General features: G+C 41.0%; 1 protein-coding gene. It reads left to right on the top strand.

Features of this window, described 5'->3' with window-relative positions; all coding sequences use genetic code 11:
- The coding region (locus DVW06_RS16820) for an ISL3-like element IS1476 family transposase (RefSeq protein ID WP_137264924.1) at positions 1-927 on the top strand (927 nt) is incomplete at its 5' end.
- Positions 928-1,013: the final 86 nt, after the last annotated feature.

Here is a 1,013-nt window from a genome sequence, read left to right as displayed (position 1 = left end):
GAACTGTACGAAAATCAATCACGTAAACTAATCGCTAAGAAGTACTTCGTCTCGGATGGGACGGTGACACGGATCTTGCGTGAAGCAACGAAGCATTACCAGCCACGTATGAACTTCCTTCCGACGGTGTTGTGTATGGATGAGTTCAAATCAATGAAGTCTGTTTCTGGTTCCATGAGTTTTATTTGTGTTGATGGGACAACCAATCAGCTATTTACGATCCTTGAAGATCGCAGACTTTACAAACTAACTCAATACTTCCTGCACTTTCCTAGAAAAGCCCGTTTAAAGGTCAAGTACCTAGTGATGGACATGAATGCCAGCTATTGTCAGTTGCTTAAAACAGTCTTTCCAAATGCGGAGATCGTAACTGACCGCTTTCATATTGTCCAACACATCAATCGCAGCTTCAATCAATTACGTGTCCAGATCATGAATCGTTTTCGAACCTCACACTCTGAAAATCAGAAGAAGTACCATCGGCTCAAGCGATATTGGAAACTCTTACTCAAAGATTCCACGACATTGGAGCCACTCAAACGGCATTATCATCGACTGTTTAAACGACCAATTAGTCAAACAGAAATCGTTGATGAGCTGTTAAGCTACAACGAAGAATTGCGAACTGCGTATCATTTTTGTCAATTATTACGCTATTATTTCGTTAAACGAGGTACGGAAGGCTTTCAAGAAACCCTTAAAACAATTTCATCTACGTTACCTCAGTCGTTTAAAAAGAAATTCACGATCTTCCATCGCTACCAATCGGGTATTTCAAATGCCTTTAAGGTGTCCCACTCAAACGGCGTCACTGAGGGGCTGAATAACAAGATCAAGCTGATTAAACGAATTGCGTTTGGTTATCGCAACTTTTATAACTTTCGGGCACGGATCTATTTACAACAAGGTCTGATCTTTGAAAACTAAAAAAATATGCGGCGCACAGAACGCGCCGCATATCGGACTAAGTTTTATTCAAATTTGTCTTCACCAACACGATTTGACGAAGAGCC

This window comes from Enterococcus sp. ARL09-542, assembly GCF_005234805.1.
GTDB lineage: Bacteria > Bacillota > Bacilli > Lactobacillales > Enterococcaceae > Enterococcus_D > Enterococcus_D gallinarum.
This window is presented reverse-complemented; position numbering and strand designations above follow the sequence as displayed.